Raw genomic sequence first — 13,030 nt, forward strand, 5'->3', positions numbered from 1 at the left:
GTGAGCGACGCCGATCACCGCCGCTGGCTGGCCCAGGCGGTCGATCCGGCGCTGGAGAACGTCCGCGCGGGCGGGCGGCCCTTCGGCGCGGTCCTGGTCAGGGACGGCGAGATCGTGGCGACCGGCGTCAACCGGATGCTGGCGACCTGCGATCCCAGTTCCCACGCGGAGATGGAGGCCCTGCGCCAAGCAGGGCCCGCATTGGGCACGGTCGATCTGTCGGGCAGCGTCCTCTACGCCAGCGGCCATCCTTGCCCCATGTGTCTGGCGGCGGCGGTGATGACGCGCGTCAGCGCCGTCTATTACGTCTTCAGCAACGCCGACGCCGAGCCCTTCGGCTTCGCCAGCACGGCGGCCTATCAGGCGCTGGGCGTGACGCTGGACCCGTCGCCGCTGCCCCTGACGCAACTGGATGTGCCGGGACGAACGGCGGCGGATCTTTACGGGGCCTAGCGGAACACCACGCGCACGCCCGGCTTGACCCGCGACGCCAGTTGTTCGGCGTCCCAGTTGGTCAGACGCACGCAGCCGCTGGAGAAGGTCTTGCCGACCTTGGACGGGTCCGGCGTGCCGTGAATCCCATAGGTGTCGCGCGACAGGTCGATCCACACCGAACCGACCGGATTGTTCGGCCCCGGCGGCACGATGACCTTGCGGTCGCCCCGGTCATAGCTGACCCGGTCGGGATCGTAGGTGTAGTTGGGCTTGGGCGCGACGCCGACCACGCTCAGGTCGCCAGACGGGGCGGGGCGGGCCGAACTGCCGATGGTGGCCGGGTAGAAGGCCAGAAGCCGGTCATTGGCGTCATAGGCGCGGACCGAGCGTTCGGTCTTGTCCACCACGATCCGGGCCACGTCGGCGATCAGGTCGGTCTGAGCCACGGCGGCGACGATGATGGCCTGGCCCGCCTTGCCGAAATCGACGTCGGGGTTGAGGGCGCGCAGCAGGCCCTCGGTCATGTGAAACTTCTCGGCCAGGGCTTCCAGCGTGGTGGCGTAGCCCACCGTCGCCAGCTTCGACATGGCCTGAAGGTCGGACGGGACCTGACCGATGAAGGGGCCGGTCAGGTCGGCGGCGGTGATGGTGTAGTCGGCCATGACCTTGCCGTTGTCGCCTGCGGTCAGGCGGTGGAAGACCTCGGCGTCCAGCACGCCATCCTCGGGCAGGCCCACGGACTTCTCGAAGGCGGCGATGGCCTGACGGGTGTTGTCTCCGCCGAGGCCATCGATGACGCCGGGCGAGAAGTTGGCGCGGTCCAGCAGGATTTGCGCGCGGGCGACGGCCGGATCGGGCGCGGCAGGCGTCGTCTGGCCGTTCGTCGATGACGGCGGGGCAATCGAGAACACCGCCGCCTCGATGGCCTCGCGCGTCAGGGCGGGCGCTGTCGAGACCGCGGGCGGCGCTTCAGGCTTTGGCGTCTCGGCGGGGGATCCGCAGGCGACCAGGGCGAAGGGCAGGGCGACGGAGGCGACGAGACGCGATTTCAGCATGAAAGCTCCGAAGGTTTCGGGGCTTGTCGAACGCCTCTAGGCGCCGAGGCGTTCCTCGGCGGCCGCTGTTCTGGCCGCGAAGAAGGGCTTCACGCGGTTGAGCGCGTCCTCGACCTGCGCCGTCGAGACGGCGAAGCTGAAGCGGATGAAGCGGTGGCCGTTGACCGGGTCGAAGTCTACGCCGGGAGCGGTGGCCACCCCGGTTTCGCGCAACAGGGCCTCGCAGAAGCCGATGCTGTCATCGGTCAGATGGCCGATGTCGGCGTAGATGTAGAAGGCGCCGTCCGGCGGGGCGATGGAGCGCAGGCCCATGGCCGGCAGGGCGTCGAGCATCAGAGCGCGGTTGGCGCGATAGACGTCGATATTGGCCTCCAGCTCCTCCGCCTCGTCCATGGCGACGAGGCCGGCGTGCTGGCTGAGCGTGGCGGGCGTCAGGAACATGTTGCCGACGCGGGCGCGGGCCTGCGGCACCTCGGCCTCGGGCAAGATCAGCCAGCCCAGACGCCAGCCCGCCATGCTCCAGTATTTGGAGAAGCTGTTGACGATCAGGGCCTTGGGCTCGAACTGCAGCATCGACGGCGTCGGGCCGACATAGGACAGGCCGTGGTAGATCTCGTCCGAGATGACAGAAATGTTCCGCTCCCGGCAGACCTCGGCGATGGCCTTGAGCTCGGCCTCGGGGATGATGGTGCCGGTCGGGTTGGCCGGGCTGGCGATGATGACGCCAGCGGGGGCCGGGTCGAGGGCGCGCAGGGCCTCGGCGGTCAGCTGGAAGCGCACCTCGGGGCCGCAGTCGATCTCGACCGGCTCCATGTGCAGGGCCTTCAGGGTGTTGCGATAGGCGACATAGCCCGGCCGCGCGATGGCCACGCGGTCGCCGGGCTGGAAGCGCATCATCAGGGCCAGCACCAGGGCGGGAGAGGCGCCCGCCGTCATGACCACTCGCTCAGGATCGACGGTCACGCCATAGCGGTCGTCGTACAGCTTGGCGATGCGGGCGCGTAAGGAAGGGCTTTCCCAGTAGCCGCCGGGCTCGCTGTCCAGAATCTGGTGGGCCTGGGCGATGGCGGCGGTGGGCGCGCCGGTCGAGGGCTGGCCGAATTCCATGTGGATGATGGAGCGGCCCTGTGCCTTCAGTTCATGGGCCAGACGGCTGACGCTGATGGCGCGGAAGGGGTCGATTTCAACGGTCATGTCACGCGATCACTTAAGGGCGTCGGCGAGGCGCAGGAAGCCTGCGATGTCGATGACTTCGGCGCGGGCGTCGGGTTCGATGCCGGCGGCTTCGCACAGGGCGGCGCCGCCGAGCTGTTTCAGGCTGGAGCGCAGCATCTTGCGGCGCTGGCCGAAGGCGGCGGCGGTGACGCGTTCCAGCTTCTTCAGGCGCTCGGGCGAGGGGCGTTCGGCGCGCGGGACCACATGCACGACCGCCGAGGCCACCTTGGGCGGCGGGGTGAAGGCGGCGGCGGGCAGGTGCATGACGATGCGGGCGTCAGCCACAGCCTGGGTGATGACGGCCAGACGGCCATAGGCGTCGTCGCCGGGGCCGGCCACGACACGCTCGGCCACCTCCTTCTGGAACATCAGGGTCAGGGCGCAGGGCTGCCAAGGGCCGGTCAGCCACTTGATCAGCAGGGGGGTGCCGACGTTGTAGGGCAGGTTCGACACCAGATGGGCCGGGCCTTCGACCAGCTCCGCCTCGCGAACCTTGAGCGCATCGCCTTCGACGATGGTCAGGCGGCCCGTGCCGTCGTCCAGTTCGCTGAGCAGGGGGATAAAGCGGGGGTCCTTCTCGACCAGCACCACCTTGCCGGCGTCGCTTTCCAGGATGGCGCGGGTCAGGCCGCCGGGGCCGGGGCCGACCTCGATCACCGCGCGACCCTCGAAGGGACCGGCGTAGCGGACGATCTTGCGCGTGACGTTCAGGTCCAGCAGGAAGTGCTGGCCGAAGCTCTTCTTGGCCAGCAGGCCGTGGGCGTCGAGCGTTTCGCGTAAACTCGGCAGGGCGTCAGCCACTGAAACTCCATCCGCTCATCCCCGCGGAGGCGGGGACCCAGTGCTTGGGCTTCATACTCAAACGGCGCGGGTTTGTCCGCTGGAATGGCGGAACTAAGCGAATGAGGCTCTCACTGGGTCCCCGCCTCCGCGGGGATGAGCGGAATATGTCACCGCGTGGCGCGCGCCGCCGCCATCTCTGAAGCCAGTCGCACGGCGGCGATGAAGCTGTCGGCGCGGGCGATCCCCTTGCCGGCGATGTCGAAGCCGGTGCCGTGGTCGGGCGAGGTGCGGACGATGGGCAGGCCCAGGGTGGCGTTGACCCCGCCCCAGAAGTCCAGCGTCTTGACCGGGATCAGGGCCTGATCGTGATAGAGACAGACGGTTGCGTCATAACGGGCGCGAGCCTCGTCGTGGAACAGGGTGTCGGCGGGCAGGGGATCGGTGATGTTGATCCCCTCGGCGCGCAGGGCGGCGGCGGCGGGACGCAGGACCTCGACTTCCTGCAGGCCGATCGACCCGCCTTCGCCTGCATGGGGGTTGAGGGCGGCCATGGCCAGGCGCGGCGCGGTGATGCCGAAATCGCGCTTCATCGATTCGTGGACGACGCGGGCGACGCGCATGACGCGGTCCGCCGTCACCAGTTCGGGCAACTGGTCGATGGCGACGTGGATGGTCACCAGACAGGCGCGCAGGTCCTTGGCCGTCAGCATCATGACCGGACCGCGCGTGCCGTTGAAGGGCATGTCGGCGGTCAGTTCGGCGATGAACTCGGTGTGGCCCGGGAAGCGGAAGCCCGAGGCGTACATGGGCGCCTTGGCGATGGGGGCGGTGACAACGCCAGAGCCTTCGCCAGAGATGACCAGATCGACCGCGCGCTCGATCCAGTCCGCGACGGCGGGGGCGTTACGCGGATCAGGCTGGCCCGGCGTGACCGGCGCCGGCGCGGGGTGATGCAGGACCGGGATGGCGCGGCCGAAGACGCTGCGAGCATCCGCTGGGCTGAAGATTTGTTCAACCGGGGCGCCCTGGGCGCTCAGAACGTCGGCGTCGCCGATGACGGCGAAGGGCGTGACGGGGGGCAGCGGGCCGGGCGACGTGGCCAGGATCGGCCACGCCTTGGCGATGATCTCCGGCCCCACGCCGGCGGGGTCGCCCATCGTGACGATGAGCGGCCGACCCGTCATCACTGCTTGATTTCGATGAGGGCGTCAGCCCGCAGGTCGCGCAGGTAGCGACGGCCCAGCATGGCGTAGTTCTGGTTCTGCAGGCGGGCTTCGACCTGTTGGGCCGAGGGGGCTTCCGGACCGCCGAGGCGGCGACCGCAGACGGCGAGCAGGTGGACGCCCAGGGGGCTGCGAACGACGCTGCTGATCGAGCCCACATCAGCCGAACGGGCCACCTGTTGGAACTGGGGCAGCAGGTTCGCGACGTCGCTTTCGCCTAGATCAGCGCCGAGCAGCCCTTGTTCCGCGCGGGCGCGTTCCAGGATGTTGTCGCAGGTCAGGCCGCCACGAACGGCTTCGAGGCGCTGGGTCGCGGCGGCGACTTCGGCTTCGCTGGCGGTTTCGGCCAGTTCGACCATGACCTGCTTCATCTGAACCAGACTGGTCGCTGCGCCCGAGCGCTTGTCCCGCATGTAGAGGATGTAGACGCCGCCATCGACCGGAATGGGGTTCGACAGCTGCCCGACATTCAGCGTTTCCATGGCTTGCTGCAGGGCTGGCTGAACCGAACCCTGAACCACCCATCCGGCGTCACCGCCGCGCGCTGCGGAAGGGGCAGCCGAAAACTGGCGAGCCACAGCCATGAAGGGCGCGCCCTGAACCATCTGCTGCACCAGCTGGCGAGCGCCGTTCAAGGCTTCCTGCATGCCGCCGACGCGGTTGGCCTCGATGTAGATTTCCCCCACCAGATACTGGGGCTTGGTGGCGGATTCAGCGATCTGGCGCATGGCCTGATCCACCTGGCCGCGCGTGACCTTGGCGCGGTCACGGAAACGGCCGCCGACCAGATCGCGCCAACCGATTTCAGTGCGCAGCTGTTCGCGGAAGGCCTGAGTGCGGATGCCGCCCTGTTCCAGGAAGGCGAGGTAGCCTTCCGGCGTCGTTCCGGCTTCACGCGCCATGCCGGCGATTTCCTGATCCACCTCGGCGTCGGAAATCTGAAGTTGCTCGAACTTGCTCAGTTCAGCGGCCTGAAGGTGCTGCTCGATCAGATCGTTCAGAGCCTGCTGCTGGATGGCACCCAGGTTTTCTTCTGTCGGCTGAACCTGGCTCATGGCGATCAGAACCAGCATCCGCTGACGCAGATCGAACCCGGTGATGATCCGGTCGTTCACCGTCGCGATGATGCCGTCCGACATGCGGAACTGCGGCGCCGAGGCAGCCGCGCGTTGAGGCGCTTCCTCGGCGGCGGGGTTCAGGACGCCGGCGGCGCCCGCCGGCTGGGCCGGTGCGGTTTGGGCGACGGACTGTCCGACAGTCGTGCAGGCCATGAGCGCGGCCATCGCAACGCCGGTCGTGTAACGCATCAAACGCATATTCAGTCCTGATTCCCTAAGCGGTCTCGACCTGATCCCGACAACGCCGTCCGGCGCTCCGGATCCAACGGAGCGCACGCCCCTGCACGCCATGCCTACCGCATATCATTTCGATCATAGCCTGAACCTCCAAAAGTGGCGAGGTTAAGTCGGATATAGACGCCCTCGGAGGGGCCGGTGGGCCGCACGGTCGTGTTGTCACGCCGCCAACCCATTTCGAAACGGAAGCAGTCATCGTCGAACAGCAGGCCGATTTCGGAGCGCGTGATCACGTCACGCTCCAGGTCGGCGATGCCGTTGAACGCGACACCCCAGTTTCCGTGGATGAACTGTTGGCCCGACAACTGGACGAACTCATAGTTGCGGTTCAGGGGGCCGCTGACCGGATTGGATCGGTCGATGATGTAGCTCATGCTGGTCAGGTTCCGGCGTCCCCATCGGCCATCGATCGTGGTCTCGGCGCGGCGGATCTCGCCGTCGCCATCGACCGTGGCGTGGAACCAGCCACGAATGCGGTCCGACGGCGAGAAGGTCGCCTGAACCACCCAATCGGATGTCCGGGACGCCACGCCCGAAGGGTCATAGAGTTGGGCGGGGACGTCCGGGATGGGCGTCAGGAATTCGCGCTGATCGTCGGCGCGCATGGAACGACCGATAAACAGGCTGGCCGAACGCACGTCGTCCCAGCGAAGCGTGGCGCGCGCGCCGGCGGTGAAACGCAGGCCGCCTTCCATGAGATCGTAACCCGGGAAGCGGTCCATGCGGAACAGCGACGTCTCGTCCAGCTCCAGAGTCTGGCTGTCCTCGTTGGGGATGCGCGGGTCCAGATCGGCGTCGGTCGAGGCTGACAGTTGAGCCATCGGCTCCAGCACCAGATCGGAGCTGGCGCTGAGGCGTTTGTACAGGGGATAGCTTACATCGACGCCGACACTGGCCCGTCCCCTGGAAAGAACATCGGATGTCTTGCCGAGCATCGGCGGCAGGTCGTCCACTGAATAGACGTCCAGACGGCCGTCCACGAACGGCTCCCATCGCAGGCCGGAAGGCGAGATGAAGGTGCGGCGCCAGTCCACCTGTCCGGTGATGCGGCGACTGTCCACGCCGGGCAGACCGTCGGTCGGCGGCGGGGGAATCAGTTCAGGCCTCAGGGTAGGGAAGCCGACATAGGCGTCGCGGGTCAGGGCGACCGCCGAGCCGCGCAGACGCAGACGACCGCCGAATACAGGGCTTTCAGGCTCCCAGCGCGCATCCACGATGGGGGCGACCAGCGGCAGGGTGTTTTCGCGCTCGAAGACCTTGAAACCATCAGGATCGCGGAAGTCGGTCGCCGAATAGCGGGGATCGAGACGAAGGCTCTGGATCGAGAAGGCGGCCACCGACAGGTAGGACCGTTCGGTCTGGCGCTCGGCATAGACCTGGCTGATCAGGCGACGGCGATCCCCGTAATAGAGGCCGTTGTCCTGATAGGGCGAACTGACGTCATAGCGGTCGAACAGGGTCTTGTCGGACACACGTTCGGCGGTGAAGCCAAAGCGCCAGGGGCCCTCTGGATCGAACCTGCCGTGGGCCAGCAGGTAGCTGCGGCTGGTGCGGTCGCCGAAGCGGACGTTGCTTTCGGTGTCGCCGTCGCCGTCCAGATCGAAATCGCCGAAACTGCGGCCATAGGTGTAGCCGCCGCGCGCGACGATGGTCCCGTTGTCGAACCGGCGTCGCCATTGCAGGTTCAGCAGGGGGGCGACCTTGGTGTTGATCTGCGGACTGAACAGCCAGTCCTCGGACGGCGACACGACCAGCAGATAGGGAATTTCGACCGAGCCGCCTCGGCCTTCGTCCCAGTCCACGCGAGGGATCAGGAAGCCGGAGGCGCGATCGACGCTGGGATCGGGATGAGCGAAGGCCGGCAGATAGAAGACCGGAACGCCGCCGACGCGGAAGACGACATTGCGATACAGGATGGCGCGCAAATCCTGATCCTGAACGGCCTTGTCCGCCTCGATGGAAACGCTGGGCTGTTTGGGGCCGTCGACGTCGCAGATCGGACAAGGCGTGAAGATGACGCGGTTCAGTTCGCTGACGTTCTCTGAGCGACGGACCGCCGTGGCCGCCATCAGGCTGGCGCCATTCGCCAGGCGCATCGCCAGATCGACCGCCACGCCGGCCCTGAAATCTGAATCCAGTTCAACACGGCTGGCATGGAGCACGGAGCCGTCAGGCGCCACGACTTCCGCGTGGCCTGACGCGGTCGCGACACCGCTCTTCAGATCGTAAGCGACTTCCTCGGCGCGGATGCTGTGGTCGCGCGTTCGGGCGAAAACGCGCGCATCGGCTGTCCCGCTGGCGGTCACGACGTCGCCTTCGCGTCGGGCGGCGTCAGCGCTCACATAGAGTCCGTCGGGCGTCAGGCCGTCTGCAGAGGGCGCGCCGGAGCTTGGAGGGGAGGGCGGCGTTTGCGCCGGCGGCGGCGCTTCCTGAGCCAGTGTCGGCAGGGCGGGCATGCACGCGATCAGGGCCGCGCCGGCCAGGAGCCGGACGCGCAAGGCTCCCTCTCGGGAAGTGCGACGATCACTCATGCGGAATCCACTCATTGCCGGGCGACCGGAAACCGTCCGATTAGCCGTCTTCGGTATAGAACAGCAAGGTAAAGGCGGCGAGGGCCGTCAATACCGGCGGCAACCAGGCCGCGAGGAAGGGCGGCACCACCTCGGCCGATCCCATAGCGGACGAAAACTGGTTCACGAAGAAGAAGGCGAAACCCAAGACCACGGCGGCTACGGTCATCTTGGCCAGGTCGCCCAGGCGCATCAGGCGCAGTGAGAAGGCGGCCGCCAGAATGGACATGGCGGCGAACATCAGCGGGGTGGCCAGCAACTGCTGCAGACGCAGGCGATAGGCGGTCGAGGCGAAACCGGCGTCCTCGATTCGCTGAATCTGGTTGGGCAGGGACCAGAAGGGCGTGGACTGCGGACGCGCAAAACGTTGGAAGGCTTCTTCATCCGCCAGATTGGAGGGCAGGTCGAGCGTGGCGTAGCGCACGGCGCGCTGGCCGGTCTGTGCGCCGGTTGCATTGGTCAGACGCCAGCGGCCGGCCGTAAGGGAGGCGGTGGTGGCGTCGATCCGCTCGCTGAAGACCCGGTGGCCGTCGGGCTTGGTCGTGTAGATGAAGAAACTGGCGTCGAGCAGGCGGCCGCTGGCCGGGTCCTGTTGTCCGCCGCGAATGATCATCTGTCGCGCGGCGTCGCCCTCGCGTAGCCAGACCGCCTGTTGAGCGTCTGCGCCTGGTGTCGAGCCGGAGATCCGACCACGCTCGCGCTGCCACAGTCCGTCGCCTGCGGCGGCCATGGGGCCGAACACGGTCACGCTGACGATGCCCAGCAAGAGGGCGGCGGCTGCGGCGGGCAGGACGAAGCGCCAGGCGGATATTCCCGCCGCGCGCATGGCGATCAGTTCGCTGCGACGGTTCAGGCTCACAAAGGCCGCCAGCGTGCCGAAAAGGAAGACGAAGGGCAGCAACTGGATGATGACGGTCGGCGACTTCAGCAGCACCAGTCCGAAGATGCGCGCGCCGGACAATTCGCCGGACGAGTTGAGGCCGCGCGACACTTCGACAAAGTCGATCAGCATCACCAGCGCCGAGATGACGGCCAGGGCGACCGCCAGGGCGCGAAGCTGCTGGATCAGGACGTAGCGCTCGATGCGCCCCAGGCGAATCCTCATGCGAACCTCGCCTTGAAACGTTCATAGGGCGCCCACACACGCCGACGACGCGGTTTCAGCGCGCGGAACAGCAGTCGCAGGGCCACGAAACAGGTCGCCAGCGGCAGCAGGTATTGCAACAGGTTCAATGCGCCGTTCCAGGCGCTGGCTGCGACCAGACCGTAACCGACCACACGCACCACCAGGAAGACGCCCGCCGCCTTGGCGATGCGTCCGCTATAGCCGGTGCGGCTGAACGAACCGCCCAGGATGGCGGTCAACGCCAGAGCCATCGCGGCCAGGGCGTAGAGAGGCGACGACAGACGCGAATGGGCCTCGGCTAGCAACTCTCCGCGCGAGCCGGCGCTCTCCAACTGGGCGGGGGTGGGGTCGATCAACTCGGTGAGCCATAGGTCGGAGGGCTTGAAACGGATGCGCTCGTTGGTCGTGGCGTAAGGCGACAGGTCAAAGACTTGCTGATCAAAGGACAGCTGGTTCAGCACGTCGCGCGACGAATAGCGCTGCATCGACCCGTTTTGCATGGTCAGGATCGGCACCCCGTCGATGCGGCCGAAGCGAGCCGTTTCGGCGTCCCAGGTCGTCACCGTCTTGCCGTTGTCCAGATAGACGAACAGGTTCTTCAGCAGGCCGTTCTGCTCGATCTGCTGCACGTAGACGGTCAGGCCGTCGGGACCTTGCACAAAGCGGCCTTCCTCGACCAGCAGGGCGGCCAAGTCTGTGCGGATGGCGAAGGCTTGTCGACGGGCTTCGCGTTGAGCCCAGGGCTGGACAAAGACGTTGGTGATCAGGGCGATCACGGCCACGATGGCGGCGATCTGGATGGCGGGACGGATCAAGGACCAGCGGCTGACGCCGGCGGCGTAGGCGGCGGTCAGCTCCTGTTCGCGCTGCAGTCGCGTCAAGGCGATCAGGGCGCCGACGAACAGGCCGATAGGCAGGATGACGGCGATCAACTGGGGCAGGGCCAGCAGCGTCAGCTTGGCCATGACCCAGACGCTCTGGCCGCGCTCGACGATGACCTCAAGCTGGTCGAGGCTCTGGCTCAGCAGGCCGATTCCGGCCAGGGCCGCGCACGCCGCCACGACGGGCAGGCCGATCTGGCGGAAAAGATAGCCCTGAATCAGCGTCATGGTCGGGAAAGGAAGTGTTTCGAGGAGCGACTTGGTTGCAGCCGCGAGCGATGCGGGCCATGTAATACACATCCCAACGCGACGGTGAAACAGCCGCTGCGTTATGTCTGATTCAAGCACGACCGGGGCACAGAACCTCGGCCTGGAGTAGGTTTCATGAAAATCGAGTTCGTCGCTTCCCCCAGCGCCGCTCAAATCCTTGCCGTTCTGGTTCACGATGGACGCGCCCTGGCCGGAACGGGCTCCGCCCTGGACGCCGCAGCCTCGGGCGCCCTGACCAAGGCCATGGCCAACAGCCGTTTCACCGGCGCCGCCAACAGCAATCTGACGGTTGCGGCCCCGGCGGGCGTGGACGCCAATTCGGTGCTGCTGGTCGGTGCGGGCGCCGCCGACAAGTTTGACGATCTGGCGGTCGAAACCGCCGCCGCCGCCGCCTATCACGCCGCCAAGCTGTCGGGCGCCGAAGTCCTGACCATCGACGCCGCTCACCTGACGATCGAGCAGGCTGCTCGCGTCGGCTTCGCCGTGCGTCTGGCCGCCTATCGTTTCGCAAAATACCTGACCAAGCAGAAGGCCGACAAGATCCCGTCGGTCACGACGGTTCGCGTCGTCACCTCGGACGTGAAGGCCGCTGAAGCCGCCTTCCAGCCGTTGTCGGCCGTGGCCGACGCCGTCCTGTTCTCGCGTGACCTGGTCGCGGAGCCCGCCAACGTTCTTTATCCGGCCGAGTTCGCGCGCCGCGTCAAGGAACTGGAAGCCCTGGGCGCCAAGGTCGAGATCCTGGGCGAAGCCGAGATGGAAAAGCTGGGCATGCACACCCTGCTGGGCGTCGGCCTGGGCTCGGAGCGTGAAAGCCAGCTGGCCGTCATCCAGTGGAACGGCGGCAAGGCGGGCGAGGCCCCCATCGCCTTCGTCGGCAAGGGCGTCTGCTTCGACACCGGCGGCATCAGCCTGAAGCCTGCCGACGGCATGGAAGAGATGAAATGGGACATGGGCGGCGCCGCCGCCGTGGCCGGTCTGATGCACGCCCTGGCGGGCCGCAAGGCCAAGGTCAACGCGGTCGGCGTCCTCGGCCTGGTCGAGAACATGCCTGACGGCAAGGCCCAGCGTCCGGGCGACGTGGTCGTGTCCATGTCGGGTCAGACGGTCGAGATCCTGAACACCGACGCCGAGGGACGCCTCGTTCTGGCCGACGCCCTCTGGTATACGCAGGAGCGCTTCAAACCGAAGTTCATGATCGACCTGGCCACCCTGACGGGCGCCATGATCATCTCGCTGGGCCTCGAATACGCCGGCGTCTTCTCGAACAACGACGACCTGGCGAACGGCATCCTGGCCGCGGGTCCCAAGGTCGGCGAGAACGTTTGGCGCATGCCGATCCCGACCCAGTATGAGCGTCACATCGACAGCCCGATCGCGGATGTGAAGAACACCGGCAATGGCCGCGCCGGCGGTTCGATCACCGCCGCCCTGTTCCTGCAGCGCTTCACCAACGGCGTGCCGTGGGCGCACATCGACATCGCCCCGACCGCCTGGGTCAAGGACAGTCGCAACCCGACCGTGCCGGACGGCGCCGTGGGCTATGGCGTGCGTCTGCTGGACCGCATGGTCGCCGACAAGTACGAAGCCTGATCCGACGTCTTCAGAGGGTAGGGCCGGGTGTCTGACGCCAAGCCGGAAATCTGGTTCTACCACCTGGAGCGATCGACGCTGGACCAGGTGCTGCCGACCCTGCTGGAGCGAACGCTTCAGCGGGGCTGGCGCGCCCTGATCCGGGGGGCGACCTCGCATCGGCTCGACGATATCGACGAGCTGTTGTGGACCTATCGCGACGACAGCTTCCTGCCCCATGGGCGGGCCGATGGCGATCACGCCGCCCGCCAGCCTGTGCTCCTGTCCGAATCGGGTGAGAATCTGAATGGCGCTCAGGCCCTGTTCATCGTCGATGATTCAGACCTTGGGGCCACGCAGGAGTTCGCACGTTGCTTCATCATCTTCGACGGTCGGGACGAGCAGGCGCTGAATCATGCGCGCGGGCGCTGGCGGACGCTGAAGGCGGACGGCGCGGATCTGGCCTATTGGAAACAATCGGACGAAGGGCGCTGGGAAAAGGCGGCCTGATCCTGTTGGGCGCGGGCCTGTTCGCCCTTTCGGCCTGT

11 protein-coding genes are annotated in these 13,030 nt (G+C 67.0%); 3 read left to right on the forward strand and 8 right to left on the reverse strand.

Annotation, left to right across the window (positions count from 1 at the left end; translation table 11 throughout):
- Positions 1 to 453 (forward strand): nucleoside deaminase, encoded by a 453-nt coding sequence (locus ACZ5XO_RS06705; RefSeq protein WP_464164492.1) that lies wholly within the window; start codon positions 1 to 3, stop codon positions 451 to 453.
- Here ACZ5XO_RS06705 and ACZ5XO_RS06710 read toward each other — a convergent pair.
- From ACZ5XO_RS06710 to ACZ5XO_RS06745, 8 genes are all read right to left on the reverse strand, one after another.
- Entirely contained in the window at positions 450 to 1,490 is a 1,041-nt protein-coding gene (locus ACZ5XO_RS06710; protein ID WP_464164493.1) for a L,D-transpeptidase family protein, read from the reverse strand. The two genes, ACZ5XO_RS06705 and ACZ5XO_RS06710, sit on opposite strands and share 4 nt — an antisense overlap.
- Before the next feature lie 36 nt (positions 1,491 to 1,526).
- Positions 1,527 to 2,684 carry a pyridoxal phosphate-dependent aminotransferase gene (locus ACZ5XO_RS06715; protein ID WP_464164494.1) on the reverse strand — a complete coding sequence of 386 codons (1,158 nt, stop codon included), beginning with the start codon at positions 2,682 to 2,684 and terminating at the stop codon, positions 1,527 to 1,529.
- A gap of 9 nt (positions 2,685 to 2,693) precedes the next feature.
- On the reverse strand, positions 2,694 to 3,506 hold the full coding sequence (rsmA, locus tag ACZ5XO_RS06720) for a 16S rRNA (adenine(1518)-N(6)/adenine(1519)-N(6))-dimethyltransferase RsmA (RefSeq protein WP_464164495.1): 813 nt from the start codon (positions 3,504 to 3,506) through the stop codon (positions 2,694 to 2,696).
- Positions 3,507 to 3,655: 149 nt separating this feature from the next.
- Positions 3,656 to 4,672, reverse strand: a complete 1,017-nt coding sequence (pdxA, locus tag ACZ5XO_RS06725; protein ID WP_464164496.1) for a 4-hydroxythreonine-4-phosphate dehydrogenase PdxA — start codon at positions 4,670 to 4,672, stop codon at positions 3,656 to 3,658.
- Positions 4,672 to 6,027 carry a peptidylprolyl isomerase gene (locus ACZ5XO_RS06730; protein ID WP_464164497.1) on the reverse strand — a complete coding sequence of 452 codons (1,356 nt, stop codon included), beginning with the start codon at positions 6,025 to 6,027 and terminating at the stop codon, positions 4,672 to 4,674. Before ACZ5XO_RS06730 ends, pdxA begins: the two co-directional genes overlap by 1 nt.
- A gap of 95 nt (positions 6,028 to 6,122) precedes the next feature.
- Positions 6,123 to 8,564: an LPS-assembly protein LptD gene (locus tag ACZ5XO_RS06735; protein WP_464164498.1), complete on the reverse strand. Its 2,442-nt coding sequence runs from the start codon at positions 8,562 to 8,564 to the stop codon at positions 6,123 to 6,125.
- Positions 8,565 to 8,637: 73 nt separating this feature from the next.
- On the reverse strand, positions 8,638 to 9,741 hold the full coding sequence (gene lptG / locus ACZ5XO_RS06740) for an LPS export ABC transporter permease LptG (RefSeq protein WP_464164499.1): 1,104 nt from the start codon (positions 9,739 to 9,741) through the stop codon (positions 8,638 to 8,640).
- Positions 9,738 to 10,871 (reverse strand): LptF/LptG family permease, encoded by a 1,134-nt coding sequence (locus tag ACZ5XO_RS06745; RefSeq protein ID WP_464164500.1) that lies wholly within the window; start codon positions 10,869 to 10,871, stop codon positions 9,738 to 9,740. Before ACZ5XO_RS06745 ends, lptG begins: the two co-directional genes overlap by 4 nt.
- Positions 10,872 to 11,027: 156 nt before the next feature.
- Here ACZ5XO_RS06745 and ACZ5XO_RS06750 point away from each other — a divergent pair, with 156 nt between their 5' ends.
- Positions 11,028 to 12,503 (forward strand): leucyl aminopeptidase, encoded by a 1,476-nt coding sequence (locus ACZ5XO_RS06750; protein WP_464164501.1) that lies wholly within the window; start codon positions 11,028 to 11,030, stop codon positions 12,501 to 12,503.
- Positions 12,504 to 12,530: 27 nt separating this feature from the next.
- The gene (locus tag ACZ5XO_RS06755; protein ID WP_464164502.1) at positions 12,531 to 12,992 is read left to right on the forward strand and encodes a DNA polymerase III subunit chi; all 462 of its coding nucleotides are present in this window, start codon (positions 12,531 to 12,533) and stop codon (positions 12,990 to 12,992) included.
- The last annotated feature ends 38 nt before the right edge of the window (positions 12,993 to 13,030 follow it).

This window comes from Brevundimonas sp. T2-11 (assembly GCF_055397675.1).

Bases quoted from the DNA above. Each gene is read 5' to 3' on its own strand.
- lptG (WP_464164499.1), bottom strand. From the start codon at position 9,741: ATGAGGATTCGCCTGGGGCGCATCGAGCGCTACGTCCTGATCCAGCAG.
- pdxA (WP_464164496.1), bottom strand. From the start codon at position 4,672: ATGACGGGTCGGCCGCTCATCGTCACGATGGGCGACCCCGCCGGCGTG.
- ACZ5XO_RS06715 (WP_464164494.1), bottom strand. From the start codon at position 2,684: ATGACCGTTGAAATCGACCCCTTCCGCGCCATCAGCGTCAGCCGTCTG.
- ACZ5XO_RS06745 (WP_464164500.1), bottom strand. From the start codon at position 10,871: ATGACGCTGATTCAGGGCTATCTTTTCCGCCAGATCGGCCTGCCCGTC.
- ACZ5XO_RS06750 (WP_464164501.1), top strand. From the start codon at position 11,028: ATGAAAATCGAGTTCGTCGCTTCCCCCAGCGCCGCTCAAATCCTTGCC.
- ACZ5XO_RS06730 (WP_464164497.1), bottom strand. From the start codon at position 6,027: ATGCGTTTGATGCGTTACACGACCGGCGTTGCGATGGCCGCGCTCATG.
- ACZ5XO_RS06710 (WP_464164493.1), bottom strand. From the start codon at position 1,490: ATGCTGAAATCGCGTCTCGTCGCCTCCGTCGCCCTGCCCTTCGCCCTG.